Here is a 26,970-nt window from a genome sequence, read left to right as displayed (position 1 = left end):
TGGCGTAACCCATTACCCCACCACATCCGGCACGGTAAACCTATCCCTGTTAAGGCCGCTGCGGTTAATGATCATGGTAAGATCATGCACGGCCTGCCGTTTAAAAAAGGGGTATTGATCAAGTACACCGTTGTGTTTCAACAACATCATCAACACGTTCATTTTTAAAATTTTATTCCCCGAATCGTCGGCAACGGCATTGATACATTTCAGTTCCTCGATGATCAGATCTTCGCGTGGGGTATTCATGAGCAGCTTTATTTTAAGGTTATAAAAACGTGCTTTAATTATCGGGCTTAGCTGCCTGCCATCGGCACCAAAGGTTTCGGCAATGGGGCTAAACAATTCCAATGCTTTGTCGGTTTCGCCAACACCATACCAGGCCTCGGCCTGCAGTAAATTGATAAAGAAGGCAAACTGGGTTTTAGCTTCCTCTATTTCAGCGGTTTTGTAATTGTTTTTCACCATGTTCACAAAGCGCACCACTTTGTAAGGATCACCGCAAATAAGCATGGTGTAGGCACCCAAAATATAAAGCATATCGTTGGCGGCGCATGGTTTTAATTTAGCGGGGCTAAAAGCTGCTGAGAACGATAATTGATCGATACGGTTAAAAGCTTCGTGAGGAAAAATGCCATTATGCAGGAAACCATAAAAGGCCTCGAGGCAATTTACCGGATCAAGTGCCAGGGCGTCCAAATCATCCTGGCTAAACCTGGTTAAGTAATCTAATCGTATTTTCAACTCCTTTAAGTCGAGTTGAATAACGGCAATTATACCTAAAGCACTTTGAAGAATGATTTTCTGATCTGCCGAAAGTTCAAACCTTAGCATGGTTAAAAGCGTTTTTTTATGCGAGGGGTTAATCAGTTCGAGACTAAAAAAATAATCGAACATCTTCCCGCTGAAAACCTGTTTAAAATACTGCAACAGCAGTTCGTTTTCTTTCAGGGATGAACATTCGCGCTCCAGCAGGTTGCCTATAAATAACATAATGTCGGCTTTTTCGGCTGCGCTTAAATCAATGCCGGTAAGGTGCTCCAAACTATTTTGTTGCCCGGTTTTTATAGCAAATATCAAACACCACTTTAAAATAGGCAGTTTATAATCGCTATTGACAAAAGCATTGTTAAAGCAGGTTACAAATTGAGCATCAAGCCGGTTATCAGTGCCTGCAAGGATTGTTTTTGCTATGCTGTGCTCTAAAAAATTATTATTAAAAGCAATATGACACTGTAAGTCATGATCGGCACCTTCGGTAACTTCTTTTAAAATTCCAATCCCAAGCAAATTGCGATAGGCCTGGTTATAAAGCTTAAGTAGCTGAGCCGCCGCAGACAGAGGCACACTATATTGCTCCTTTTTAAAATCCATCAGGCTAACCAGACTTTTTATAACAAATACCTTTTCGGCGGCATTTCTACCCAGGTAAACATTATTAAATATAAAAGCCGATGATAATTCATACAAACAAACATTATCGAGGCTTGCGGAGGTAAAATTGCCGCGGTGTTGTTTATAGTAATATTGAAAAAATAAAGGATGACTGAGCTTTTCGGCCGTTTCGGGGCTAATATTGTTTTGAAATGCCGGGCTGATTTTTAAACAAAGCTGGCAAACCTCCTTATAGGTTAACAGGGGCACGTTTACGCGTTCGTTATTTGCGGTGCTGAAACCGGTAAACCAGGTGCTGCCATCAGCCTGAAGCTTATGGCGGTAATTTATCCAGGTTGATGAGCGTAAGGTTAAAACAAACTTAAGCCAGCCCTCGCTTTGATATAACGACAAGCCTTTTGCCAGGTAGTTTAAAATTAATTCAAACTGTTCGGCACCAAGCACATGTTCATCAAACGCATCAATAACCAGGTAAAATTTAAGTCCCTTATTTTGTTTTCTGTTTATCAGATCATTTAATTGCTGGTGGGTACAGCAGCCTCCCAGCCCAAGTGCCCATTCAATCAAATTGCGTCCGCTTTGCCAGGCATTAATCAGGGAGCTGCCGTTTATAAACAATACGGCATCATTACGCATGCCTGCGGCATTCATTTCCATTCGCTCTTCAACCCATTGGCACAGGGCCAGCGTTTTTCCATATCCGGCAGGAGCACAAAGTACAGTGCTTGTATGTGCCGAATGGATAAACTCATTTAAATGAGCCCCTACCAGCTCTCTTTTTATAGTGTAATGATAAGGAATACCAGACCGGTTCCTGATTGTTTGCAGGGTTGAATTTGTGACATTAGAGAGTTTTTTTTGAAAGATCTGCCAATCAAAATCATTAACTGCCGGTTCGGTTTCATCAGGAATCTTTATATCGCAAAAGGCCTTCCAGCTATTGTAGTTACAATATTGCGCAAGCACATCAAGCGTAAAACCTGATGGATTAAATCTGCTCAATGCAAACCCATAAATGCGTTTCAGCGTGGTTTCGCTTATACAATGCCTGGTTTTGTTGGTAACCAGTACCGATATGGCCCTGCAATCGGCAGGGCTGATGCTTTTAAATCCGGCTTCGGCAAGTAACTTCCTTTTTAACAGATCGTAATGGGGATGGGAAATAACTGTCATATATACACACGTTAATAATGCAATTCAAGTATTAACCGGTAAGTTTTTCTGCATTAGGGGAATACACGACTAAACCAATACTTTACACAAGATTTTCTTTTTAACTAATATTTAACAACCTTTTTAATAACACCCACCTTAGCAGTGTTGATTTATGAATAAGGGTTGCTACAATATTACGGAATTGAAAAAATTAAGTTGGGTAAAAACGAACTAAAAAATTCCTGTAAGTTGTACAGTTGTAAAATGAACAACAATGAACAGCAATTTTAAAAATGAACAGCATGATAAACAGTTATAACTATAGGTTAACCGTTATTTGCAAAAAGTATAAAATGTGTGGTTTTTATTGAGCAGTATCAGTATAAATATTGGTGATGTGGTAGGTTAAGGTACGATCAACCTTGCCAAAGTTATCTTTTAATAATTGCGATAACTTGTCATTATGCAATTTTACCGCAAGGAGTTTTAAAACATGAACAGCATTAGCTTCCAGGCATTCAATAAAGCTAAGGTATGAGATGATCATGATGGCCCCCAAATCCGGATCGCCGATGTTCCATTGAAAACCGATGAATGATTTTTCTAAAAATTCAATCAGGCCGTTAACATTTTCAAACGAATAGCGGGTGTTAAATAAGCAGTAAATCTGGTCCATTTTACTTACCTGCAATTCGGCTTGCTCAATGGTTGCATTGATGGCCGGCTTTATGCTTTTAAAACGTGCGGCATCAACAATATCAGGTAAGCGCTCAACCACGTGGGCCTTGGCGCAGTAAAGCCGGTTTAGATGCTCCATAAAAAATGATTGCAGCTTTTCGGCTCCGGGGCTTAAGGGTGCAAATACTTTACCTGATTCGTTTTCCATCAACAATTAATAAGGGTATTGGTTAGCGCTATAATAACAGCTAAACTTCACAATTAAATTAAATTAAATTACGAAGTATAGCTAAAACAGGTTTTTAATCTTTTTGCTTAGCGGCCAACCTCATCTATTTTTGCAGCCATACAAGCATCCAGGTAAGTTTGTTAAAATTAATTAAATATTTGTAAATCTGCCATTTAAAATAAATTCTAACTGCAAATTAATCTTTATGGAGTTCAATCTGGGCCGGCAGCATTATGTTTTTGCTGCTTTTTTATACCCGGCACCAAATCATCTTCTAATTCCCATCTCCTTTAAATAGCCTGTTACCGGCTCGTCATTAGGTTTTCTAAGTTAAAAAAGCATGTTTACGGGTTATGTCAACTGCAAAACTGCCGGCACCAGTACATTGCCGGGTAACTTCATAGCAAACCGGCAACGGCAATAAATTGCGTGCTTTTAACAAAAATTCAATATTTAGGTTTCAATATTGAAATATATGCAATAACCATGAACGTTAACGCATATTAAGGCAATTCATTTTATTCAATTGCATTTAGCACAAAACGAACGCGCAAAACCTGTTACCGGACTGCCGAGAAGCAGCCAATAACAGGTTAAAAAAATTAACTATAAACCCGCTTACTTACGCAGCGTAAAAATTATTAAAGCAGAGTTAAGCAAAATCAGCGCCGGCTGAATCAGGGTTGAAAAATTCTGAAGTTTTTCATTCCGGATAGCTTTCCTGTTTTGTTCGATGTAGATAACATCCTGGTTTTGCAGCATAATGGCAGGGTTGGTGAGTGCATTTACATCGCTCAGGTCAATTTCCAGTATCTGCGGATTAGCTACCCCTCCCCTAACAATTTTGATGTGCTTTTCGTTCCCTTTATCAGTTATGCCGCCGGCTTCGCCAAGCATGTCAATCAGGCTGGTGTTATCCCTTATCAGCGGATAGTTGCCGGGCCGGCGCACCTCGCCCAATACGGTTACTTTTAAATTGATGATCTTAACATCAATGATAGGGTTTTTGATGAGGTTTTTGCTGTACAAATCCTGGATTTTATTGGCAGCCTCCAACCGCGACAAACCGGCAACCGTTACCCGGCCAATAACAGGCAAGGCCACGCTGCCGTCTTCGGCTACCTCATAACTTTGCCCTAAGCCGGCCGTGCCGGTTGATGCCGCTGCCCCGCCCGTACCCGGCGATGCAGGCACATCATCAACAATGTATTTAATGTTTTGCAGGTTGCGTACCTGCAAAACATCCTGGGCTTTTATTTTATAAACATCGGTACTGCCGGTAAAACCGGTAATGGGTGCATTAGCGTTTTTACGCTCTAAAAATGCCTGGCTTTGTTTGTACGAGCATGAGCTGCCAAAGGCAGTCATTACACCTAAAACAAAAACCATTAATAATTGCTGGGGGAAACTATTCCTGGTCATCTGGTTTATTTGGGTTATAAAATTTGTGCGTTTTCTAAGTATAAAGCAACTTCCACAGCGTTTGGCAGTGCAGGTTGAGTTTTGGCGTCTTTTAGTTTTATGGCTTCAAAATGTGCAGCGTAGGCATCAACAATGTTTTGGCAGGTGTAAACCGTTCTTATTTTATGAGTGTTGTTAGCCAAAAAATGCTGATAGGTTTCGGCACTTTTTTCAACTGCCCTCAGGTGTTCGGCAACATCCATGGCTGTGCTGAAATAAAAGGCATCATCATTTAATACCGCCCTGTTAAATTTGTTGTCATGCGAGCAGATAAGACTGTTTGATGCCATGGCCTCCAGCAGTGATGGGTTTGTACCACCTACTGTATGCCCGTGAAAATAAAGGTTTGAATAGTAGCGCAGGTTGTTGAGCTTACCTATATTATAAATACCGCCAACAAACCTGATGCGCGGGTAATGCGCAAATTTTAGTTTAAGGTATTCGCCAAAATCATTATTGGCATTGCCTACCACCAGGAAAGGCCTGTGCCTGTCGGCCCTTAGTACACCGTCTAAAATAGTTTCAACGCTGTTTTCGGGTTCCATGCGGGCTATCAGCATGTCATAGCCATGGGGTTTCAGGTCATAATCGGCAAGTACGCTTTGGTCGGGCGTTTCAAACATCTCGGCACCGTATGGAATAAAGGTGGCCTCTTTTTTAAATTTATGACCCAGGTAGCGCTGAATCTCCAGCGAATCGGCGATCAGGTGATCGCTGTATTTTACAGCAAGGCGTTCGGCAAAATGCAAAAAACGCTGTACAGGTTTAGAGTATTTGGCCCTTTTCCATTCCAGGCCATCCATATTGGTAGTTACCACCGCATTACCCGGAAACAACCACGACCATACCGAGCTGCTGGTATAACCTAATTGCAGTATAATATCAAAATTACCCTTGCGCACATCCTTTATACAATTCAAATCGTAAAAAAACTGACCTATCGTACCCATTTTACATTCGGGGTCGTAGCAATGCCGGATCTCTACGCCGTTCCATTCCTTTTGCTGATACGGGTGATTATGCGAGTTGTATACCACAACTTCATAACCTTTCTTTACTAACCCAGCCGATAGGTATTCGGCACATTGTTCAAATCCACCGTAGTGGTTGGGGATACCTCTTGTTCCGATGATGGCAATACGCATAAGTTGTTTTCTTTAGATATTATATAAATATTAATTTCAAATTCACTAACTTTAATATTCTCACAAACCGAGATCATCAAAAGCAATTGAATGATTAATATTACGCATAAAAAGCCTTTTTTGATGCTTTTTTAAGGTACATGAACGGAATGAATGGAGTGAATGGATATGAACAAAACAAACAGCAATTCAATAATAAATTAAGAATAATACTATTTTACAATCTATTATTTATTAAACTATTTATATAAATTAGCATCCGCTGAAAGAAAAAGCCACTTGTTTTTGGTATTATACCGATGCGAAAAATTGTGGGAGTATTTCGGTAAATTCAAATAATTAAAAACGCCATTTAACCCTGAACATAAATGAGCAAAACTTTAAAGCTGCTTTCGCGCATCAACCTTAAATCGGTTATTTTTAATTTTAAATACTTTCCGTTTAAAACAGCCATTAAACTGCCGGTTTTAATTTCGAACAATATTTACCTGCACAAAATGGGCGGAACGGTTATGATAAACGGACCAATTAAAACAGCCCTGGTGCAAATTGGCTACGGCAAAGTGGGGATTTCTGATTTTAAGCGGGCGCGTGGCGTGTGGCAGGTTTTTGGCGATGTGGTTTTTAACGGCCGCGCCTTTATCATGCACGGCTGTAAAATAAATGTAGGTAAAAACGGCAAACTTACGTTTGGCGAAAATTTTAACATGAGCACCGAAGTTGCCATTGTGGCCGAAAAGCAAATAACCATTGGCAACAACAGCGGCATTAGCTGGGAAAGCCTGGTAATGGATACCGATTTCCATCATATTTTTGATGAGAACGGGCAGATTATTAATCACCCGAAAGAGGTTATTATAGGTGATAATGTTTGGGTTGGCTGCCGCTGCACCATTTTAAAGGGCGCTAACCTACCCGATGGAAGTATTATTGCGGCCGGATCATTAGTTACCAAAAAGCTGGTTGGCAATAACAGTATTTTTGGCGGGAACCCAATGCGGGTTTTAAAGGAGAATATTACCTGGCAGTATTAGGAAAGCTAATCGTTTTAAAATGAGCGTCATGCTGAGGAATAAAATTCGGCGACTCCGAAAGTGGAATGACATTTTTCCTTTTGTCATCCTGAGTAAATAAAAGCCGCGGTATTTGAAGGTGATATAACATTTTCACCTTTGTCATGCTGAGGAACGAAGCATCTTCTTAGCCCTGTATAGCCGCCATGCTTGTTGAAGAAGATCCTTCGCTATTGCTCAGGATGACAAACTTCTTTAATTATGTCATGGGTAGCCTGTCGAAGCATCGTGGGCGGGGCCTCTGCGCGCGACCCTTCGACAAGCTGCCATTGACACATTATGCAGCTATTTGGTTTTCAGAAAGTTGCATATTGTATTTTTTAGCCATTTTTTTCAACAATGCCATTTCTCTTCTCTGCAATTGATCTTCGTAGCGTTTAGTTCCTTCCTCAACATATGCGGTTCCTTTGGTTAATGTATTATAGTAAGCAATGGCCAACTTTCTGGCACCGGCTTTTATAGCAATCCCCGAATCTTTACGGCCACGGAGCTTTCTCATGAAACTACCGATAGCATTATTCTTACTATTCAATAATGACTGGGCACATTGTTTAAAGATCTGCCCGGCAACATTGCAAGGCATACCCCTGACATTCTTTTTCATTTTTCCGCTCCGATGACTTTTAGGGGATAAGGTTAACCAGTTTACAAAGCTTTTAACTGTAGGAAAACGGCTCATATCCACACCAGTTTCCCCAATCAGCCGCAATGCCGTATAATCATTTATCCCGGGAATGCTGGTAAGGTCAACACCGTATAAGCGCGCCATAGTGGCGTGAAGCCCCGGTATTTTTGGGGCATGATGCCGTACTGCTTTGGCTTTTCCTGTAACTACCTCTTCTTTATCTACACTTAGTTCGTCCAACAGGCGGCTAATCTCCCCGTCTATCTTTTTTATTTGGTTTTGGTGTATATCCCAAAGCTGCATGTTCTGCTCAAGCATGAATAAATAGGTATCATTATACCGGCCTTCCAATGCTTTTAATACTTTTTCACCTTTATATTTTTGAATGCGTTCATCACAAAGGCTAAGTAAATAGTTGCTGTCCCGGTTCCCGGATAATATAGCTTTGATCATATTAATGCCGCTGGTACCATGGATCTGGCTAAGTACCTCCGGAAGTTTGATGTTCATCAACTCCAGGCATTTCTGCATCTTGTTAACATAGGTACTGCCCATACTGATGATATCCAGGCGTTCCCGCACCAAATGACGAAGTTCCATGAACTTGCCCTGGGGGATAAAGCTATGTCTGAGGATGCCGGCAGAAAACAGCTTCTGGATCCACTGGCAATCCCTTACATCAGTTTTTCTGCCTTTCACCTGTTTGGTTTCTTTAGGGTTGACCAGGCAAACCAATATGCCAAGTTCTTCTAACAGAAAGTATAAAGCGATCCAGTAAACACCTGTGGCTTCCATTGCTACCTTTTTTACGCCTCTCTCTTTCAGATACACTGCACAAGCATAATAACTTGATGTGAAGGTTTCAAAGCTGACCACCTCTTTCCCATCAGGGGATACAAAAATCTGCTCAGCACCGATATCAATACCTGCAACATTTTGGTGGACTGTTTCAAAAGTCGTTTCTTTTGCCATAACTTTACTTTAGATTTTAAAATCAAGCAACTTATGGCTCAGGAAAGCGATAAATAAAAGGCACGCTGCCATACGGGAATACTGCAGGTAACAGTATCACCAAAATGCTTACGCTATTTCCTAAAGCAAATCTCAGGGGCGGGTAAATAACACCAAGAGCTAAACTGCTACTCTGCCATAAGTTGCTTTTGCAAAGTTCAGCATTCGCTTGTCATCTGCAATGCTATTATTTGTGCGCAAATAAACCCTACTCAGGGTGACAGGCTCACCCGCGTAACCTTATACATCCATCAAAGGTCATTATTTACCTAACCGGAATGACATTTTCTTTTATAATCAAAATCAGATTATCGGCAAAATAGCATCGCCCAAATCATAATTCAAATTTTCGTTCCGTTTGGCAATGGGCTTAGCCGGTACACCGCCAACCACGGTATACGGTGCAACATCGCGGGTAACAACGGCACCGGCGGCAACAACTGCGCCATCGCCAATGGTTACACCCGGTAAAATAATTGCGCGCGAGCAGATCCAGGCGTAATTGCCGATAGTTACCGGCGCACCTGTTTGGGCAAAACCGCTATCATTATAGTCATGGTGCAAAGTCCAAATCATCACTTCGTTACTCAGGTTAACACTATTGCCAATGGTTAAACCACATCGGGCATCGAGCAAAGCATCATGACCGATGATTGATCCATTCCCGATAGTCAGTTTCCAGGGGCTCCGCACTTCAAAACCACGGTAAATACCCGTGCGCTTGCCAATATTTGCTTTCAGCATCCGCAGAAAAAAAATTCTGAACGTATGAAAAGGCAAATAACCGATAGCCCCACAAGCTATATACAAGCAGGCTCCTTTTAGCTTGTTAAAACCAGTGGTCATTGAACCGGGCTGTTTTTCGGTTTGCTGTTGGTTGATAATATGTTGTTGTGCAATGTTCATCCGTTCGTGGTTTTATGCAACCTTACCTACAGTTACTACTTTACGATTTTTTAAAACTTTGCCCGGCACACCGGCCACCACCGAATCATCACCAACCGAGCGGGTTACAACGCTTCCGGCGGCTATTACGCAGCCGCTGCCTATGGTTACACCGGCCAGGATAATGGCTCCTGCCCCTATCCAGCAGTCGTTTTTAATAACAACTCCATCGCGCGATACACCCTGGTCTTTAATATTTACGTTGAGATCCGAAAAATTGTGATTTTCGGAAAAAACCTGCACTCCCGGACCGATAATTACATTATCGCCAATATCGATACCGCCCTGTCCGCCAAGGTAAGTACCGGCGTTGATACCGGTATTGCTCCCAATTTTAATCCCCTTACCTTTTTGCGAAACAATACCGGTACCAATCAAGGTGCAGTTACGTGCTATGGATACGTTATCCTTTATCAGGATCCCATCAAACGAGAGGGCATTAATAAACACATTATCCTCGATAATAAGATTTTTGCCTGCCGAAACCAGGTAGGCATGCCTTATTTTCACATTGCTGCCAATAAAAAGCAAGCCTTCCACATGTTTTAAAAACAGGCGCACCCAACTTCCGCGTAAAATCTGGCCTAACCTGCCCGTGAGGATCACTCTCAGATCTCTGAGGGTATAACGGCTTTCCCACTTATAATCGGGGTTGCGTTTCAGCTTTCGGATAATTTTTTCTACCAGCATAAGCTTCGGTAATTAAGGTTAATATTTCGTTAGCGGCTTTTTTCCACGAAAATTTGCGGGCCTGGGCAATGCCTTGCTTCGCTTTCATCTGATATAAATCTGCATCGGCCAACAACAATTCAATTTTGCCGGCCATGTTTTCTGCACTGTCCGGGTCGGCGTACAGCGCTGCTGTACCGCAAACCTCGGGCATGGCGGTTCGGTTTGAAACCACCACGGGCACACCACATTGCATAGCCTCAAGCGGGGGCAGCCCAAACCCTTCGGCGTACGACGGGAAACAAAAAACAGTAGCCCGGGCATAAAGCAGGTACAAATCATCTTCGGGCACATGCCCGGTGAAAATGATATCTCCGGCAAGCCCGTTATCGGCAATAAAACTATCCAGTTGGGGGTAGGCACCGGTGTTTTTTCCGGCTATCACCAGTTTAATATTGTGTTGTTTTAACAGCGCGAAAGCCCGCACCAACGTAACCAGGTTTTTGCGGATATTAACCCTGCCAACATACAACAGGTATTTTTGTGGCAATTTGTATTTGTCTTCTAACGCCTCGATAGCATCGGGCTGATACGATGAAAGTGGCTTAAACTTTTCGTTTATACCATGATAAACTACATCGATATTGTTTGAGCTTAGCACATTATGCTCAAGCATGCGCTGTTTTTCGCTGTTGGATATCGTGATAATTTTATCGGCCTTTGCCGCAAAGCGAATCATCTGCTTAAAATAAGTCACCTCGCCGGGGGTATAATATTCCGGGTGATCAAGAAAAAGTACATCGTGGATATAGGCTATCTTTAAAGCCAGCGCCGGCCAGGCACTGCCAAAATTTTGAAACAGCAGCACATCAATACCGTAAATAAAGGTCATTACGGGCACCAAAAACAGGTTCGAAAGCATGTTGGGAATCCCGGGTAAAAAAACCAGCTTTACGTAGATGGGGAAATGCAGTGAAGCCTGCTGCTTAAACTTATCGGTTATAAACAGGTAAAGTTCAAAGCGGCCATCATTATTTTTTATAATTTCATCAACCAGGTTTTTAACCACCACATGGCCGCTGGGCGGGCCGTCAAAATACCATTTGGCATCAATACCAACCCTTATTCGCTGATCGTGGATGTTGTTCATATTATAGGGCGATTAAATTTTCATTGGGTAATAAATAGGCGTTTCGTTTTTCGTGCATCATGATAGCCTCATCATAAATTCGGTTAAGCAGGTTAAGCCTGGCATCCCATTGAAAAGCACCGGCATTGGCAATTGTGGTGTAAGCCAGGCACTGTAACAGGTAAGGTTTTTCAAACAATTCGTCGAGCCTTTTTGCGATGTCGTTTACCAGCACCGGATACTCATTAACCGGCACCTTGATGCCGTTTTCGCTGCTGATTACATCGCCCATACCATGATGATTGATAGTAAGCGAAGGAACACCGCAACTCATGGCCTCAAAAACCACGGCAGGGTTATCCTCCGCTATGCTGGTAATGATGTGCAGGTGAGATGCTGCCATCATTTGGATGGCTTCGCTGCGGTTAAGCTGGCCATGCCATGTAATTTTTTCATTTAAACCAAGTTTGCCGGCGTATTGCTTTAGCTTACCGGTAAGCGGTCCGCAACCCAAAACATGAAGCTGCCAGTTGCTTTGCCTAACCTGTGCCAGGGCATCAAGGCATAGCTGCAGATTTTTACGCTCGATATGGGTACCGCACCAGATCAGTTGGATTACCCCGTTTGTAAACTTTGCTTCATTGAGCGAGATACTACCGATGATGCCCTGCTCGGACAAATAATAACTTTCGCGATCAAACCTGTTCATGATGGTTTGCTGCCCCGCCCGGGTAGCCGATATCAATACATCGGCATGCTCAAAAGCCTGCTTAATACGTGCCGAATAACCAAGCTGAATTTGATTGATAATATTTTTAAGCCCGAACTTTATCTGCGTAAGCAATGGTTTATTATGCATGAGGCATTTATCAATAACCATCATACCACCTATCGGCCCCCAAACCATTGGTTTGCCCAGGCGGTATAAAAAGCCCGGCTCGCGGTAACCTATGGGGCCAAGCTGGTGTACCACATCAATATCTTCTGTTACCAGCAACTGCCGGGCGGCTTTATAAGCTTCCTTTTGCCAAAGGGTGTAAGCGAAGTAAAAAAACCAGCCCAAACCGGCTTTATTGAGCAGGTTGATAGCCCTGGCCAAAGGCCCAGGCTGCACTTCAACAAAACGTACATTGGGCACTTCATTGTTTTCCAGAAATTTGCGCATGGTTTGTGTATCACCCATGTGATCGTCAGACATGCCGTAGAGCACCCACAACTCATGTTTAGATGAAAGGTTGATAACCGTATTCCATGCAGCGCCATATTCCGAGCCTTTGTATGGCGATATGGCATAAGCAGATATGAGGATCTTTTTTTTCATACACTATGCCTGTAGGGTAATTTGTTTACGAAAAGGATCTTTATAAAAGAAACGCCACCTGAGGCGGTTTAGATAATTAAACAGGCATGATAACAGGTAATTGATGCCGTGCAGATGCCTCCGCATCACGGCCAGTTCCTCTTTGTGCATTTTAACGGTATCATTACTAACGCCATCTGTACGCATACAGGCAATTACATGGTTGATGTATTGAATGTTATAACCCAGCCTTTTGATGCGCAAAAACATATCAAAATCCATAGCGATACGCAGGGATATATCATAGTTGCCTACTTTGCGGTAAACACAGTGCCTTACGAAGCAGCTGGGGTGCATAATGTACATGCCGAAGTTTAGCCAGCTCACCTTACTTTTTTTATCGCGTTCGGTTCCGTTGCTGCCTATTAGCCGGATGTTGCCGCAGCACACATAGTCGCCTTTTGCCACGTTTTTCATCATCACCTCAACGGCATCGGGGGTGTACCAGTCGTCGGCATTGATCATGCCTATCCATTCGCCGTTGGCCATTGAGATGCCTTTGTTAAAACCATCTCCAATGCCCCTGTCGGGCTCGCTGATAAATTGTGCTATGTGTTCGCGGTATTTTTCGATGATGGCCAGTGTACCGTCGGTTGATCCGCCATCAACAATAATATATTCAATATCCTTATAGGTTTGCCCTATAACGCTTTGAATGGTATCCTCGATGGTGTTTACTGCATTGTAAACAACAGTGATGATACTTACCTTATTTGCTTTGTAGGTGTGTTCCATATAGCTTAATTTTAATGAGCTGCTAAACCGGCAAGTTTTATTTTAACAGTTTCCTGCCGTGCTTTTAACTGATGTACAAGCACATGTACATTGATATAACTATAACCCAATGCCACCATCAGTATGCTCATTTCCATATTGAAAAATGCGGTTACGATATAGTTGGTAAGCAACAAACTGAATACACAACCTATAATAAAGGCTGAGAACATCCGGATTACAGGCTTGCCTGCCTTGTTGGCGTAAAGACGCCATTTGGTAATGATCAAGCCAAAAAATATGGTTATATAGGTAATAACGCCCACTGCGCCGGTTTTTACCAGTATGTACAGCCAGCCGTTGTGCAAAACAGGGATGTATTGAAAATCGGCATCTTCGCCAAGGCGCACAAAAGTTTTCAGGTCGATAAGCTTGCCAAGCCCACCGAAAATCCAGTCGCGCATGCCGCCTTCCAGGTATCCCCGCAGGGCCATGAACGATTCGTAGCCGCGGTAGCGCAGGTTAATATCCTGCTCGGTATTGTAGTTACCGATGCTCACTTCATTAAATGAGCCCATTATTTTGTTAATGAAAGTGCTATCTGAATCAACACTGAAAGTGATAAAGGGCAGCACGATCACCAGCAATCCGAGAGCGAAAATTACCGGGAAGATCCACACCTTTTTGATCTTGTCAATCACCAGCAGCATGATAAAGCAAAGCGTGATAATAAGGTAAGTGCGTGAGGCAAACATATAAATGCCAAAGGCATTAACACCCAGAAAAATATTGAACAACGAACGCCTGAACAAAGTGATATTAAACTTGCGTGTAAACAGCAAGCACGCAAAGGCCAGCGGCGGGGCCGGCGTACCCACAATACCGATAGCGTAATGGGCCGAATAAGGATCGGTAAGCGCCCCCAGGCCCATGTATGATATAGAAATACCGGTAACCACAAATGATACCAGCACACCGGCTATAACGATGGTTTTAAGGAATAGTTCAACCTCGATACGGCGGGCCAATACAATGCCCGAAAGCATGAACAATACAGGGATGGAGAAGTAGTAAAAATCCTTTACAATAAGATAAGTACTGTTTTGATAGCCCGCTATCAGCCCCAGCACAGCCGGCACAAATAATAACGTAAAGATCCCCGCCATTTTAAATACGGCGAATTGATGTTTTACCGGCGGCAAAATAATGAGCAATGCCAGCCCAAGCACGGGCGCCTGCATGTGAAAAAACGATACCAGCACCATAATTAAAAATAAAAGCGCATAAAATGCCTGGTTTACCTGCTGCATGTTTCTAACTCCATTTTATATGTATCGCGTACATAAACCGCCGGATTGCCGGCCCAGATCTGCTCATCAGGAATACTTTGAAAAACCACCGAACCTGCCCCTACTATCGAATTTTTGCCGATGGTAACGCCTTTTAGTATGGTGGTGTGTCCGCCTATAAAAGCGCCGTCTTTAATAATTACAGGCTTGGTACGAAGCCCATCCAGCCGCTCAGGAATATCGTTACGGGCTTCGGCATAAAGCGAGTGGAAATCCGTATCGTAGATTACGGTATTGATGCCGATTTTTACATGGTTGCCTATCTTTATTTTATCGTGGCAGATAAAGGCTACCGAGGTGCAGCCCACATAATCGCCAATGCTTAACTCGGCACCTTTGGCCACTACAAAGTAGCACTGCTGCTGGCGGCCACCCATAGCATGGTATTTACCGCTGTTAAACCAGAATTTTTTGCCGATACTGAACTGCCCCTCCATGTTAACATCCAAAATGGGGATGCCGTATCCAACAAAATCTTTATTGAATTTCACGCCATTCAAGTGGAATTTAAAAGTAGTAACGGCATGCGAGTATCTCCGCGCCATGCCGAAATACATTACCCGCAGGCCCCTGTAAAATTTCCGGATAAGATATGCTGTTGCCATGTTGCTACCTGTTAAAAATACCTGTGGCGGTACGGTTAATGATACGGTTGGTTTGGGTTGAAAAAACTATTCCCATAATTACAAAAATGAGGGCATTGGCTATGGGGATCCCGGCCACACCTATCCACTTACCCATTAGTATAGATAGCGGGATGTTAATTACCGATGTGCCGACACCCAGGTAAAGCTGCAGCTTGATCTTCCCTATCCCGTTTAAAAACTGCACATGAATTGCCTGGTATATCAGTGTGATAATATAGATACACATAGCGATAGAAAGGCTAAAAGGTACCGATACACTTTTGCCAACCCACACATCATACACCCAGGGCGAGATAGCGGTAAGCACAACGGTACACAAGCTTAAACCAATCCAAAGTTTATTGATGCGGGCGAGAGCGTTTTTAATCCACTCAAACTCGTTTTTAGTGAAAGCCTCGGTAAAGGCGCTCCAGAAGGGCGTGATCACCACCACAAAAAACATCAGCACTACCGAAAATAAACGATAGGCGATATTGAACGTAGTAACCTCTTTAGGTCCGAATAACTGGGTGATCACCATATTATCCGATTCATACATTACCAGTGCGCAGATCTGGATAATGAAAAACGTGCTTCCCACGCTCAGCATCTGCCTGGCGCTTTTAAAGTTTATCACGCTGATGGCGGGTGCCAGTGACCTGTAATCGCCTTTAAACGCCAGTATGCTTCCCCCAAGCAGTACCAGCAAAGGCACACCCGCCATCACCATCACCAGCCAGGTTAAAGAACCCGGCACCAATTTTATAAGTAACAGTATAGCTATCAGCGAACACACCTGCCCCACCAGGTTTAACTGGGCCGTTTTTGCAGGCTGCTGATTGGCCGCCAATACCGTATTGATTAACTGAATCACAAACTGAAAGCAGAAAAAAGCAAAGATGATGAGCACTATATTGTTCAGGGATCCGCTGCCGTCATCGGGTACGTTTAAAACGCTTGTCCATTTTATAAAAGGGTTTATAAAATAAAACACCACAAACATCAGCAGACCTATAACCGCCATGATAGCATAGGTTGAGCTTACATACACCCTGCCTTTTTCGGTTTGGTTAAGTGCAATGGCTTCGGCAAGCTTGTTTTTTAAGCCGTTACCCAAACCCATATCAAACAGCGCCGCCCAGGTTATCAGCGAGCTTAAAGTAAGCCAGATTCCGTACTGGGTAGGATTAACATACCTGATAGTAAGCGGAATCATTACCAAAGTAATAACCACGCTACCTACCTTTAACAAAACCGAGCGGAAAATATTTTTCCGTGCCCTTACCGAGCGCTCATGGCCTTTGTTAAAAAACCGGTTAATATTTATTGTTAGTGCCTGCAGCATATTGGGTTTAGGTTACTGACTATTTTAATTACCAAACATTCATTTTAATTTTTTTTAGCCACTCGGCCACCTTGCTTTTATTATCATCATAAGGCGATCCGTAACCATAGCTGCCATAACCATGTCCGTAGCCGGTAATGTTGTTGGTACGCATTTCGATATCATTTACAATGAGGTACATGTGTTTGGCTTTCCGGGTTTTGTGCAGATCATTAACGATACCAAGCTGTGTTTTAAGCGTATAATTTTGCCTTACCACATAAAAAGTAACATCAACAAACTCCTCGATGATGAGCGCATCCGAAACAAGGCCTACCGGCGCAGTATCGATAATCACATAGTCGAAGCGTTTTTTCAGGTCGCCTATCAGGTTTTTAAGCCTGTCGTCCATCAGTAACTCGGCCGGGTTTGGTGGTACCGGGCCCGATGAGATATAGAAGAAATTCGGGTTATTTTCGGATGGATTAAGCAAGCAATCAACACAGCCATCGGGCGAGATCACGTAATTGGTAAAGCCATATTCATCATTGGCGCTGCCTATGTTTTTAAGCAGTTTGGGTTTGCGCAGGTCCAGTTCCAACAGCACCACCCGTTTGCCGGTTAATGCTATTGAATTAGCCAGGTTAAGCGATATAAATGATTTCCCCTCGCCGCTCATGCTGGAGGTAAACATAATTACGTTAGAGTTTTTTGTATCGGTAACGTACTTTAAACTCGTTCGCAAAGCCCTGATCTCTTCGGCTATGGTTGAGCGGGCATCATTGTAAACCAGCGATTTTACGCGCTTTTCTCCGCGACTTATCTCACCAAATAATGGTACACTGGTATGTTTATCAATATCGGCCTTGGTATTGATGCGGGTATTCAGCATTTCCTTAATGCTGATACCTGCTGCCGGGATGCAGATGCCTGCCACCAAACCTATCAGGTAAAGCAATGATTTTTTAGGGGCGAAAGGCTTTTCGTCGGCATCGGCATTATCCAAAATGCGGCAGCTTGAAAGCGTGGCCGTTTGCGAAATGGCCGTCTCCTCACGCTTTTGAAGCAGAAAGAGATACAAATCCTGTTTAAGGCTTTGTTCGCGGGCATAATCCAAATAAATACGTTCTTTAGTGGGTGCACTGGTTATTTTATCTTCAATACCGGCATTCTGTTTTTTAACGGCCGCCTGCGATACCTGCAAACTGTTGCGATAGTTGTTCAGGCTGCTCAGCAAAGCCTTACGGGCAAGTTCAATCTGCTGATCGAGGTTGGTGATCACCACGCTGTTATCGGTAAGTGTCATCCTCAACTGTTCCTTACGCAGCAGCATTTCGTTATAGCCGTTTATAGCGGTACCAAAGGCCATATCCTTGGTAATTAACGAGCTTGGCACTACCTGCGGGTTGGCAGCGTCGCTAACATATTTAAACAGATCATTTGCTATAGCCAGTTGCACCTCGTTATCATTCAGCTTATTTTGATAAGCATTGGCTCCCTCAATCAAAGCTTTCGACTGAGCGTTGATATCTGAGATTTTGTTTTGAACCTTATACTGCTCCAGGTTTTTTTCAACCTTGCCAAGCTCGGCCCCTACTACAACCAGTCGCCTGTCTATAAACTTCATGGTGCTATCGGCAATGCGTACCTTGTTGGCCAGGTTGTTTTGCAGGTACACATCCATTAGTTTTTGAAGGATAACGCGGCCACGGTCGGGGTTGCTGTAGCTTAGGTTGAGATCAATTACGGTGGCCTGTTTATCATCAAGCCCAACGCCAAGGTTCTCGTCCAGGTCTTTTTCAACCTGTTTAGGGGTTTGAATTTTTACCTTGTAATCGCCTTCGGGCTTAAAATATTTTGTTTTATGAAAGGTGAGGTTATACTGGTTGAGACTTACGGGTTTATCAAAAGTGCCGGCTACATCTTCGCCGCTTTTACCGTTAATCAGCCTGAAAGTATTGCTCCCCAAAACCTCCATCGAATATTCGGAAAGTTTAAGTTTATCTGTTTTGTAACCGATATTAACTGTAAAGGGTGCATCTTCAAATACTTCAACTTTGCGGAAGCCATTGTTATCATACACATGCATATTTAAATCGAGCAGGTAAACCACCTTTTTTATCAGGCTGCGCGATTTAAGCACTTTTACCTCGTTATCGGCATTGCTTTTAATATCAAACAACGAAGCCAGATCTGAGTTTACGCCGTTGGTGAGCGCTTTGGCCGGAGTATTCTTATCATCCTCAACAATAATTTTACTGCTGATATTCCATTTGCTGGGCTCGTACTGAATGTAAACAAACACACCGAGCACACACACAATTATCCCGATAAAGAAAACATACCAATAATTGAGGCAGATGGCGACAAGACTCCGAACATCACCGGGCGTTTCCTCTTTTTTGTACACAAAGTCGATCTTGTCGGCTAAAAGGTCCAATTTATCCATATTAACATTTATTAAAATGCCAACAATCACGATAAAGCTATTTTTCCATAAGGCAGAAATAATAAGCAGCTACAATGATCAGGGCAACAATTTTTACTTGCTATTATTTGACCGAAAGTTAAGGCAGAAAAGCCGTTTTTACCTTGCAAATGAATGTTATGAACAAAGTGAACGACTGAATGATAATGAACGGAATGAACGGATGGCGGGGAGAGATTGGAGGTTGGAGATTAGAGGTTAGGGGGATATTACATCTTATAAAACCCAAATTTAAATTATATTATAAAGGAGCTACCAAATTAATATTTAATTAATCATTTGATGCAGGGTTACATTTAATATGAACCGGTATTAATGGATAAACTGCTTATTAATGTGGACGATTAAAGTGAATAAAAAGAAATGGCTGCTGATTATACTACTCTTAGTTGCATTGGGTATTGGCACCTGTAAACTGGTTAACAATATGAGTGAGCGCCAGGTACAAACCATCACCTTCAAAAATTGCACGGAGAATTATTATTACAGTACTAAGTGGCCCGATATGGAAGGCGAAGAAGACTATGCTGCCAGGGGCAGATTGGCCGTTTGCCTGTGTCAATCTTATTCAGAAAAAGCAGACACCGCTATTGCCCGGAAAATAATGGAGATTTATAACAATGATGGTCGTCATATTCTATTCAACACGTCTCAGGATAAAAATTATAATAAACTCGATTCGGTGATTAAATACCGGAAAATGGTGTTCGATACCGTGGCACAATACGACTGATTAATTTTGCTAACCCTTGCCCCGCCGTTTCCCATTCCCTAACTTTGTATTATGCCGGGTACCCAAAATATAAAAGTTGCTGTTGATGCCGTAGTTTTCGGATATACCTCAAAAGAGGGTTTATCTGTACTGCTTATTAAACGCAATATTCAGCCTTTTAAAAACAGTTGGGCCCTACCCGGCGGACTGGTACGCAACGATGAATCGTTAGAAGACGCTGTTCAGCGCGAACTTCGTGAGGAAACCAGCATCAGCATCAGTTACCTTGAGCAACTATACAGCTTTGGCCAGCCGGGCCGCGATCCGCGTAACCGGGTAATTTCCATAACGTACTACGGCCTTGTACGACCGGATGCCTTCGACGTAAAAGCCGATACCGATGCCAGCGACGTAGCCTGGTTCAACATCAAAAAACTGCCTTCGCTGGCTTTTGACCATACCACCATCATCAGCGTAGCTCATGAGCGCCTTAAAAGCAAAATGCTTTACCAGCCGGTAGGCTTTGAACTACTGGAAGAAAAATTCCCCTTCTCCGAACTGGAGAAACTCTACCTCGCCGTACTCGACCGCCCCTTCGATCGTCGTAACTTTAAAAAGAAGATCACCAAATACGGTTTCCTGGAAGAAACCACCGAAAAACAAGCCCTTGAAGGTGCCGGAAGGCCAGGCAACCTGTTCCGCTTTAACGAAGAGAAGTATTTTTTGTTGAAGAAGGAAGGGATTAGCTTTGAGATATAAGATCGCGATTTTTCTGCTATTGGGTTAATTAAGGCACGCAAAGGCGCGGGGGCGCAAAGTTTTTTTGTGCATTTACGGAATAGCCTGTCCCTTTAAACTTATCAAAAGTCGTGCGCAAAGCCCCGCCCATCATGCTTCGACAGGCTCAGCATGCCATCATTAAAAACACGTTGTCATGCTGAGGCACGAAGCATCTTCTACAACAAGCATAGCGGCTATATAGGGCGAAGAAGATCCTTCGTTCCTCAGGATGACAAAGAGATAAATGTCATTTCATTTTCGGAGTCGCAGGACTTTATTACTCAGCATGACACCCCATTTTTGCCCTGGTTACTAATTTAAAACACTTTGCGTCTTAGCTCTTTTGCGTGCTTAAAAATCTCCCCCCAACCAACCATCCACAAAAAACACTTTGCGTGCTTAGCTCCTTTGCGTGCTTAAAATCTCCAACATACATTTAACAACTATTCACAAAAAACTTAGCGCCTTCGCGCCTTTGCGTGCCTAAAAATCTCCGTCATCCATAAAAAACACTCTGCGCGCTTAACCCCCCAAACAAAACCCACCCCTCCCCGCTTTAGCTAAGCATCAATCGCAAAAAAATAAAAAAATAATTTGCGTATTTAAAACACATATTTATATTTGCGTATAATTAACACAAAATACAAATGAAAACCGCAGTAATTATAGCACGCTTTCAAACCCCATACCTTCACGAAGGCCATAAGGAGTTGATTGCACAGGTTAAGCAAAAACACGCCAAGCTGATTATCTTGCTGGGTGTAAGCCCCATTAAAGGCAGCCGCAAAAACCCTTACGACTATTACACCCGCGAAAAAATGATCAAGAAAGACTACCCCGAAGTAGTTGTTCTCCCCATAAGCGATAACCCGAGCGACAAGATCTGGTCGGAGAATTTGGATAACCTGCTGAAAAGCGTTTTCAGCGCCGAGCAGTTTTGTTTATACGGCAGCCGCGATAGCTTTATCCCCTACTACAGCGGCAAGTTTGAGACCGTAGAGCTACCCGAGCATGGCGATTACAATGCCACCGAATTGCGTAAACAATATGCGGATAAAGTTTTTGATTCGAACGATTTCCGGGCGGGGATCCTTTACGCATACTACAACCAGTACCCTAAAGTGTACCCTACGGTTGATGTGGCCCTGTTCAGGAATAACCGCAGCGAGATATTGCTTGGCAAAAAGGCCATCAACAATAAATGGCGCTTTGTGGGCGGCTTTTCTGATCCGGAAGATGCCTGTTACGAAGATGCCGCCAAACGCGAGCTTATCGAAGAGTGCGGCGAGATGCAAACCACCGCCATGCAGTACGAAACATCGGCCAAAATAAATGATTGGCGCTACCGCAGCGAGGTAGATAAGATTATTACCCTGCTGTTTAGCTGCGATTTTATTGAAGGCGAACCACAGGCCCAGGATGATATTGCCGACCTGGCCTGGTTTAAACTTACCGATCTGCCATTGATGATAAAAGATGGCGCGATAAGCGAAGAACACGTTGATTTGTTTAATTTCATCACCAGCAAATACCAAAAAAACTAAAGCCATGGATTTAGAAATATCAAAACCAGAAATAATCTCACTACGGGATTTTGAAATGCCGCCTATGGTTTATAAATATAGAGATTGGAATAATGACTCACATAAAAAAATTATAACACAGAGAGAAGTCTACTTTGCAGCTCCCAATCAATTTGAGGATGAACTTGATTGTAAAAATCCAACAAGATGGGATTTACTCACCGAGGAGGACATCTTGAATAAATTTTACCGAGATTCTCAATATAAAAATCCCCAATATACAATTGAACAACACATGGAGTATGCAATATATTGGTCAAATAACACCCAAGTTAGAAACAAAGATTTCATTGCGCAAATGCAACAAGAAAGCTTCAACCAATATTGCGAACGGACCGGTGTTTTAAGCCTTACAGAATACCCTTGCGAAACAAGAATGTGGGAAAAATATTCAAGTATGTACACTGGCTTTTGTATTGGCTTCGATACAAAACTTATGCTCCCACAAATTTGCAATTCGGGAGGCAAAGTCATTTATCACGATGAGTTACCAATTATTCATCCATTTCCAAAACATTCTTATATAAATCAAGCATTGCTACAAGTATTTAACAAACACAATAAATGGAGCTTCGAAAAGGAGTACCGTGCTTTCAAATTCAGATTAAATCCATTTACAAAAGCGGAAAGAATATCAGTAATCCATCCTGATGCCGTAAAAGAAATCATATTAGGTTTTAAAATATCAAAGGAGAATGAAGACTCATTATTATCTTCCATTCCAAGCGAACTAAATCATGTCAAAATAAAAAAAGCGTTTTTACAAAATGATAGAGTCGTAGTTGAGAACTACCTTAAAAACTAAAGCCATGAAAAAGGAAAATCTGATCCTCTTAGCCGACGCCTATAAATACGCCCACCATAAATTTTACTACCCCGGCACCACCCAAATTTACAGCTACCTGGAAAGCCGCGGGGGTATGTTTAATGAGACCATTTTTTTCGGTCTGCAATATTTTTTGAAGGAATACCTGCAAGGCCCCGCCTTTAACCAAATTGATTTGGATGAGGCCGACGAGTTTTTAAAACAGGTTTTTGGCCGTAACGATGTGTTTGATTGCAGCAAATTTCAATACATACTGGATAAATACAACGGCCACCTGCCCGTACGTATCAAAGCCGTAGCCGAAGGCACCAGCATACCCACCGGCAACGTGCTCATGACCATCGAAAACACCGACCCGGAATGCTACTGGCTCACCAACTTTTTAGAAACTTTGCTGATGCAGGTTTGGTACCCCTGCACCGTAGCCACCCTAAGCCACGAGGTTAAAAAAGTAGTTACCCGCTACTACGAAGAAACCGCCACACCCGAAGCTTTTGGCGGGATAGGTTTTGTGCTCAACGATTTCGGTTTCCGCGGGGTGAGCAGCGTGGAGAGCGCCAAACTGGGCGGTGCCGCGCATTTATTAAGCTTTATGGGAAGCGATAATTTAGCGGGATCAAGTATGGCCCTTAAATACTACCACGCGCAAAAAGTGTACGGGTTAAGCATCCCGGCTACCGAACACAGCATTTGTACCCTGCTTGGCCAGGAAGGCGAGCTGGAGGTATTTAAACATGTGCTGCGCAGCTTCCCTACCGGCGTTATTGCCTGCGTGAGTGATAGCTTCAATATTTTCCGAGCCTGCAGCGAATACTGGGGCGAGGATTTGAAACAGGAGATCCTGAAACGCGACGGCACCCTGGTGATCCGCCCCGATAGCGGCGACCCGGTACGTACCCTGCTCGAGATTTTTAACATCCTGTTTGATAAATTCGGCTTTACTACCAATGCCAAGGGCTACAAAGTATTGCCGCCACAGGTTAGGGTGATACAGGGCGATGGCGTTAACTACACCGAGATAGGCGTGATATACGAAGCCCTTAAAGCCAACAACATCGGCGCCGAAAACCTGGTACTGGGCATGGGCGGCGCGCTACTGCAAAAGGTTGACCGCGATACCCAAAAGTTCGCCCTGAAATGCAGCGCCGCGGTAATAGATGGTAAAGAGGTTAACGTAGAAAAAAGCCCTACCGAAATGGATGCCAACGGCAACATTACCACAAGCTTTAAAAAGAGCAAAGGCGGCCGCCTGAAACTGGTTAAAACCAACGAGGGCTACAAAACCATCCACCAGGATGAACAACCCGAACTGGCCGACCAGCTCCAAACCGTTTTTGAAAACGGCCATATTGTGAAAGAATTTACCTTTGAGCAGGTAATTGATACCTTGCAGAATCAGTAAACTAATAGCCAACCACTAATCCAAAAGCTTTAGGCCTTGTGCATTCAGCTTTCAGCTTAAAATAATGAAGAAACTACTTTTTGCCATAACCGGATACGAATACCTTGCCGAAAAAGTGCTTGCCCTTGGCCACTGCGAACGCGGAGAAATTGAAGTGAGCCACTTTACCGATGGCGAGCGCTACCAGCGCATCCTCTCCAATGTAGAAGGCCGCGAGGTACTGCTGATAGGCGGCACGGTGAGCGATAGCGCCACCCTCGAACTGTACGATCTGGCCTCATCGCTGGTAAGTTATGGTGCCGATTCGCTTACGCTGGTGATCCCCTACTTTGGCTACAGCACCATGGAGCGCGCCGTTAAACCCGGCGAAATTGTGACTGCCAAAACCCGTGCCCGCCTGCTCTCGGCCATACCCAAATCAAACCGGGGCAACAAGGTAATGCTGTTCGACTTACATAGCGAAGGCATCCAGTACTATTTTGAGCAGGACCTGTACCCCGTACACGTGTATTGCAAGGATATCGTAATTGAGGCAGCCACCCGTTACGGCGGCGACAATTTTGTAATGGCCAGCACAGATGCCGGCCGCGCCAAATGGGTTGAATCATTAGCGAACGATATGGGCGTAAACGCCGCCTTCATCCTCAAACGCCGCCTAAAAGGCGACCACACAGAAGTAAGCGCCATCAACGCCGACGTAGCCTGCAAAACGGTTATTATATATGATGATATGATCCGCTCGGGCGGCAGCATTGTAAACGCGGCGCTAACCTACAAAAACGCCGGTGCCGGTGATATTTATGTGATCACCACGCATGGTTTGTTTGTAAATGATGGGATTGGGAAGTTAAAGGCTTGCGGGGTTATTAAGAAGCTGATTTGTACCGATACGCATGTGAATTGTAAGGATTTGGAAGGGGATGACTTTGTGGAGGTGAAGAGTGTGGCGGGGTTGATTTGCGGGTGAGAAGAATGCTAAATACTCTGCAAAATATAAATATTTGGAAATGAATATTAATTATCTAATTTAGAACAACTTGATACAAAAAACATATTTAATTATCATTAAGATAATATTGTAAATTAAATAAAAATGGCAAAGAAAGAAGGAAGTATTAAAGGCACTTCTAATAAGACAGAAAACAAGCGTGAGTTAAGGCCTTATCCAAGAATAACTTTAGAAAAGTGCTTAATAATCGGAAGAAAGATACGGGAGTTAAACGGAGGAAATCCTTGGAGTCCCAAAGAGGTGGGAAAGGCGATAAACTTGTCCATTACTAATAATGACTTTGTTTATTATGCCGCATCATCCAGAGAATTTGGAATCACATCGGGAACGAGACATTCAGAAACCATTAATATAGAACCACTCGGTAGAGAAATAATCTATGCCGACAACCCAGTGGTAGAAAGAGAAAAAAAGATAGAAGCTTTTCTAAGGATTCCTCTTTTTAAAAAGGTATTAGATCATTATAAAGGTTCTACTTTACCTGAGATGACCTATCTAAGTAATACTTTAGAAAACAAGTTTAAATTAAATCCGAACTTCCATAAGGAGTTCGCTGAATTATTTAATCAAAATTGCGTAGACCTCGGTATAAATAATTTATCTAATTTAGATACACCATTAATTAATACCGGTAATGTTGCAGATACGGAAAAAATTGAGGTTGTGTCACATACACATCTTAGCTCAACCGGAAAAAAAGGATCAAAAAGAATTTTCGTCGCCATTCCCTTTAGCGAGAAAAATCCGGAACGTCCATTAGGTTTTTTCAAAGAAGTTTTACAAAGTTTAATAACTCCTGCGGTAGAAAAAGCTGGCTTTGAAGCTTACACAGCAAATATTAAGGGCAGTGATATAATTCATTCAACTATCATTAACGAATTATTAGATGCCGATTTGGTGGTTGCCGACTTAACAGATCACAATCCCAATGTATTGTTTGAACTTGGAATGCGAATGGCTCTTGACAAGCCTGTTGTAATAATTAAAGCTAAGGGTACTGGTAATATTTTCGATGTTGATAATATGATGAGATACTTTGAGTATAATCCAGTGTTATGGAAGTCGTCGATTGAAGCGGATATTCCAGAACTGTCTGATCACATAAAGGCAGCTTGGGAAAATAAAGGAAGCACTCAAACGTACATGAAACTTCTTAGGCAGCGTCAATAGCGCTTCCTCTATAGAAAATAGCTAATCATCGAGTTTATAACTTCCGAATCATAAAAGTTGATAAGATTATCCAAGAGCAAGAAAACTTAATTTCTTCGCAATTTTAAAATAA

General features: G+C 42.9%; 21 protein-coding genes and 1 pseudogene. 8 read left to right on the top strand and 14 right to left on the bottom strand.

Annotation, left to right across the window (positions count from 1 at the left end):
• Window positions 1-12: 12 nt before the first annotated feature.
• The 4 genes from HYN43_RS04500 to HYN43_RS04485 all read right to left on the bottom strand — a co-directional run bounded on the left by HYN43_RS04500 (window position 13) and on the right by HYN43_RS04485 (window position 6,063).
• Window positions 13-2,568: a hypothetical protein gene (locus tag HYN43_RS04500; protein ID WP_119408316.1), complete on the bottom strand. Its 2,556-nt coding sequence runs from the start codon at window positions 2,566-2,568 to the stop codon at window positions 13-15.
• Between the two features lie 346 nt (window positions 2,569-2,914).
• Entirely contained in the window at window positions 2,915-3,436 is a 522-nt protein-coding gene (locus HYN43_RS04495) for a DUF892 family protein (RefSeq protein WP_119408315.1), read from the bottom strand.
• A 639-nt stretch (window positions 3,437-4,075) separates the two neighbouring features.
• Window positions 4,076-4,879 (bottom strand): polysaccharide biosynthesis/export family protein, encoded by an 804-nt coding sequence (locus tag HYN43_RS04490; RefSeq protein ID WP_119408314.1) that lies wholly within the window; start codon window positions 4,877-4,879, stop codon window positions 4,076-4,078.
• Between the two features lie 14 nt (window positions 4,880-4,893).
• Window positions 4,894-6,063 (bottom strand): DUF1972 domain-containing protein, encoded by a 1,170-nt coding sequence (locus HYN43_RS04485; RefSeq protein ID WP_119408313.1) that lies wholly within the window; start codon window positions 6,061-6,063, stop codon window positions 4,894-4,896.
• 368 nt (window positions 6,064-6,431) lie between these two features.
• Between HYN43_RS04485 and HYN43_RS04480 the strand changes: the two genes are divergently transcribed.
• Window positions 6,432-7,097: an acyltransferase gene (locus HYN43_RS04480; RefSeq protein ID WP_119408312.1), complete on the top strand. Its 666-nt coding sequence runs from the start codon at window positions 6,432-6,434 to the stop codon at window positions 7,095-7,097.
• Window positions 7,098-7,413: 316 nt separating this feature from the next.
• Here HYN43_RS04480 and HYN43_RS04475 read toward each other — a convergent pair whose 3' ends face one another.
• The 10 genes and pseudogenes from HYN43_RS04475 to HYN43_RS04430 all read right to left on the bottom strand — a co-directional run bounded on the left by HYN43_RS04475 (window position 7,414) and on the right by HYN43_RS04430 (window position 19,337).
• The gene (locus HYN43_RS04475) at window positions 7,414-8,733 is read right to left on the bottom strand and encodes an IS110 family RNA-guided transposase (RefSeq protein WP_119406282.1); all 1,320 of its coding nucleotides are present in this window, start codon (window positions 8,731-8,733) and stop codon (window positions 7,414-7,416) included.
• A gap of 393 nt (window positions 8,734-9,126) precedes the next feature.
• Window positions 9,127-9,282, bottom strand: a pseudogene (locus tag HYN43_RS30940) (DapH/DapD/GlmU-related protein); the annotation flags it as partial.
• A gap of 408 nt (window positions 9,283-9,690) precedes the next feature.
• Window positions 9,691-10,407 (bottom strand): acyltransferase, encoded by a 717-nt coding sequence (locus HYN43_RS04465; protein ID WP_119408311.1) that lies wholly within the window; start codon window positions 10,405-10,407, stop codon window positions 9,691-9,693.
• A complete protein-coding gene (locus tag HYN43_RS04460) occupies window positions 10,358-11,536 on the bottom strand; it encodes a glycosyltransferase family 4 protein (protein ID WP_119408310.1) in 1,179 nt (392 codons plus the stop codon). The genes HYN43_RS04465 and HYN43_RS04460 overlap by 50 nt, the downstream gene beginning before the upstream one ends.
• Before the next feature lies 1 nt (window position 11,537).
• The gene (locus tag HYN43_RS04455) at window positions 11,538-12,836 is read right to left on the bottom strand and encodes a glycosyltransferase (RefSeq protein ID WP_119408309.1); all 1,299 of its coding nucleotides are present in this window, start codon (window positions 12,834-12,836) and stop codon (window positions 11,538-11,540) included.
• A 3-nt stretch (window positions 12,837-12,839) separates the two neighbouring features.
• The gene (locus tag HYN43_RS04450) at window positions 12,840-13,610 is read right to left on the bottom strand and encodes a glycosyltransferase family 2 protein (protein ID WP_119408308.1); all 771 of its coding nucleotides are present in this window, start codon (window positions 13,608-13,610) and stop codon (window positions 12,840-12,842) included.
• A gap of 11 nt (window positions 13,611-13,621) precedes the next feature.
• Window positions 13,622-14,899 (bottom strand): hypothetical protein, encoded by a 1,278-nt coding sequence (locus HYN43_RS04445; RefSeq protein WP_119408307.1) that lies wholly within the window; start codon window positions 14,897-14,899, stop codon window positions 13,622-13,624.
• Window positions 14,887-15,543 (bottom strand): acyltransferase, encoded by a 657-nt coding sequence (locus tag HYN43_RS04440; protein WP_119408306.1) that lies wholly within the window; start codon window positions 15,541-15,543, stop codon window positions 14,887-14,889. Before HYN43_RS04440 ends, HYN43_RS04445 begins: the two co-directional genes overlap by 13 nt.
• A 4-nt stretch (window positions 15,544-15,547) precedes the next feature.
• On the bottom strand, window positions 15,548-16,909 hold the full coding sequence (locus HYN43_RS04435; protein ID WP_119408305.1) for a lipopolysaccharide biosynthesis protein: 1,362 nt from the start codon (window positions 16,907-16,909) through the stop codon (window positions 15,548-15,550).
• A 28-nt stretch (window positions 16,910-16,937) separates the two neighbouring features.
• A complete protein-coding gene (locus tag HYN43_RS04430) occupies window positions 16,938-19,337 on the bottom strand; it encodes a GumC family protein (RefSeq protein WP_119408304.1) in 2,400 nt (799 codons plus the stop codon).
• Window positions 19,338-19,710: 373 nt separating this feature from the next.
• Here HYN43_RS04430 and HYN43_RS04420 point away from each other — a divergent pair, with 373 nt between their 5' ends.
• The 7 genes from HYN43_RS04420 to HYN43_RS30595 all read left to right on the top strand — a co-directional run bounded on the left by HYN43_RS04420 (window position 19,711) and on the right by HYN43_RS30595 (window position 26,858).
• Window positions 19,711-20,109, top strand: a complete 399-nt coding sequence (locus HYN43_RS04420) for a hypothetical protein (RefSeq protein WP_119408302.1) — start codon at window positions 19,711-19,713, stop codon at window positions 20,107-20,109.
• A gap of 51 nt (window positions 20,110-20,160) precedes the next feature.
• Window positions 20,161-20,847 (top strand): NUDIX hydrolase, encoded by a 687-nt coding sequence (locus tag HYN43_RS04415; RefSeq protein WP_119408301.1) that lies wholly within the window; start codon window positions 20,161-20,163, stop codon window positions 20,845-20,847.
• Between the two features lie 668 nt (window positions 20,848-21,515).
• Window positions 21,516-22,412: an NUDIX domain-containing protein gene (locus tag HYN43_RS04410; RefSeq protein WP_119408300.1), complete on the top strand. Its 897-nt coding sequence runs from the start codon at window positions 21,516-21,518 to the stop codon at window positions 22,410-22,412.
• A gap of 4 nt (window positions 22,413-22,416) precedes the next feature.
• Window positions 22,417-23,256 (top strand): DUF2971 domain-containing protein, encoded by an 840-nt coding sequence (locus HYN43_RS04405; RefSeq protein WP_119408299.1) that lies wholly within the window; start codon window positions 22,417-22,419, stop codon window positions 23,254-23,256.
• Window positions 23,257-23,260: 4 nt separating this feature from the next.
• Window positions 23,261-24,679, top strand: coding sequence for a nicotinate phosphoribosyltransferase (locus HYN43_RS04400; RefSeq protein ID WP_119409250.1), 1,419 nt, complete (start codon window positions 23,261-23,263; stop codon window positions 24,677-24,679).
• A gap of 64 nt (window positions 24,680-24,743) precedes the next feature.
• A complete protein-coding gene (locus tag HYN43_RS04395) occupies window positions 24,744-25,646 on the top strand; it encodes a ribose-phosphate diphosphokinase (RefSeq protein ID WP_119408298.1) in 903 nt (300 codons plus the stop codon).
• A gap of 126 nt (window positions 25,647-25,772) precedes the next feature.
• Window positions 25,773-26,858 carry a TIR domain-containing protein gene (locus tag HYN43_RS30595; protein ID WP_205589868.1) on the top strand — a complete coding sequence of 362 codons (1,086 nt, stop codon included), beginning with the start codon at window positions 25,773-25,775 and terminating at the stop codon, window positions 26,856-26,858.
• The last annotated feature ends 112 nt before the right edge of the window (window positions 26,859-26,970 follow it).

It is taken from the genome of Mucilaginibacter celer, assembly GCF_003576455.2.
Classification (GTDB): Bacteria; Bacteroidota; Bacteroidia; order Sphingobacteriales; family Sphingobacteriaceae; genus Mucilaginibacter; species Mucilaginibacter celer.
Note: the sequence above shows the minus strand (reverse complement) of the source record. Positions and strands in the feature narration are given on the sequence as shown.

Bases quoted from the DNA above. Each gene is read 5' to 3' on its own strand.
- HYN43_RS04500 (WP_119408316.1), bottom strand. From the start codon at position 2,568: ATGACAGTTATTTCCCATCCCCATTACGATCTGTTAAAAAGGAAGTTA.
- HYN43_RS04495 (WP_119408315.1), bottom strand. From the start codon at position 3,436: ATGGAAAACGAATCAGGTAAAGTATTTGCACCCTTAAGCCCCGGAGCC.
- HYN43_RS04490 (WP_119408314.1), bottom strand. From the start codon at position 4,879: ATGACCAGGAATAGTTTCCCCCAGCAATTATTAATGGTTTTTGTTTTA.
- HYN43_RS04485 (WP_119408313.1), bottom strand. From the start codon at position 6,063: ATGCGTATTGCCATCATCGGAACAAGAGGTATCCCCAACCACTACGGT.
- HYN43_RS04480 (WP_119408312.1), top strand. From the start codon at position 6,432: ATGAGCAAAACTTTAAAGCTGCTTTCGCGCATCAACCTTAAATCGGTT.
- HYN43_RS04475 (WP_119406282.1), bottom strand. From the start codon at position 8,733: ATGGCAAAAGAAACGACTTTTGAAACAGTCCACCAAAATGTTGCAGGT.
- HYN43_RS04465 (WP_119408311.1), bottom strand. From the start codon at position 10,407: ATGCTGGTAGAAAAAATTATCCGAAAGCTGAAACGCAACCCCGATTAT.
- HYN43_RS04460 (WP_119408310.1), bottom strand. From the start codon at position 11,536: ATGAACAACATCCACGATCAGCGAATAAGGGTTGGTATTGATGCCAAA.
- HYN43_RS04455 (WP_119408309.1), bottom strand. From the start codon at position 12,836: ATGAAAAAAAAGATCCTCATATCTGCTTATGCCATATCGCCATACAAA.
- HYN43_RS04450 (WP_119408308.1), bottom strand. From the start codon at position 13,610: ATGGAACACACCTACAAAGCAAATAAGGTAAGTATCATCACTGTTGTT.
- HYN43_RS04445 (WP_119408307.1), bottom strand. From the start codon at position 14,899: ATGCAGCAGGTAAACCAGGCATTTTATGCGCTTTTATTTTTAATTATG.
- HYN43_RS04440 (WP_119408306.1), bottom strand. From the start codon at position 15,543: ATGGCAACAGCATATCTTATCCGGAAATTTTACAGGGGCCTGCGGGTA.
- HYN43_RS04435 (WP_119408305.1), bottom strand. From the start codon at position 16,909: ATGCTGCAGGCACTAACAATAAATATTAACCGGTTTTTTAACAAAGGC.
- HYN43_RS04430 (WP_119408304.1), bottom strand. From the start codon at position 19,337: ATGGATAAATTGGACCTTTTAGCCGACAAGATCGACTTTGTGTACAAA.
- HYN43_RS04420 (WP_119408302.1), top strand. From the start codon at position 19,711: ATGTGGACGATTAAAGTGAATAAAAAGAAATGGCTGCTGATTATACTA.
- HYN43_RS04415 (WP_119408301.1), top strand. From the start codon at position 20,161: ATGCCGGGTACCCAAAATATAAAAGTTGCTGTTGATGCCGTAGTTTTC.
- HYN43_RS04410 (WP_119408300.1), top strand. From the start codon at position 21,516: ATGAAAACCGCAGTAATTATAGCACGCTTTCAAACCCCATACCTTCAC.
- HYN43_RS04405 (WP_119408299.1), top strand. From the start codon at position 22,417: ATGGATTTAGAAATATCAAAACCAGAAATAATCTCACTACGGGATTTT.
- HYN43_RS04400 (WP_119409250.1), top strand. From the start codon at position 23,261: ATGAAAAAGGAAAATCTGATCCTCTTAGCCGACGCCTATAAATACGCC.
- HYN43_RS04395 (WP_119408298.1), top strand. From the start codon at position 24,744: ATGAAGAAACTACTTTTTGCCATAACCGGATACGAATACCTTGCCGAA.
- HYN43_RS30595 (WP_205589868.1), top strand. From the start codon at position 25,773: ATGGCAAAGAAAGAAGGAAGTATTAAAGGCACTTCTAATAAGACAGAA.